Source organism: Methylophaga sp. UBA5088 (assembly GCF_002414625.1).
Lineage (GTDB): Bacteria > Pseudomonadota > Gammaproteobacteria > Nitrosococcales > Methylophagaceae > Methylophaga > Methylophaga marina.
Genome location: NZ_DIAC01000052.1, coordinates 1 through 308, shown reverse-complemented (window position 1 = coordinate 308; position 308 = coordinate 1). Strand labels below are relative to the sequence as shown.

The window sequence follows — 308 nt, the reverse complement described above, 5'->3', positions numbered from 1 at the left end:
GTACACCGACACCATTAGATGAACCCATCAATGCCGAGTTGAGTCGTGAACAGATTCTGCCGATTGCACGTCAACAAGCCGACAAGTTAGGCATTTCAGATCCTGCAGGCGGGATTTTTTATGCGTCTCATTACGATGTTTATGGCGTGGGATTTTATAAGCCGGAGAATGATCATGGCGATGGTGGTTTAGGCAATCCGTGGCTTTATTTCGATGGTAAAAGTGGTGACTACCTTGGCGGTAAGATACCTGGGCAAGGTACGGCAGGTGATATTTTCATTCAAGCCCAGTTCCCTCTACATTCTGGT

The 308-nt window shown here is 47.1% G+C and carries 1 pseudogene; it reads left to right on the top strand.

Annotation, left to right across the window (positions count from 1 at the left end):
- Positions 1-308: pseudogene (locus tag B4K20_RS07290) on the top strand (PepSY domain-containing protein); the annotation flags it as partial.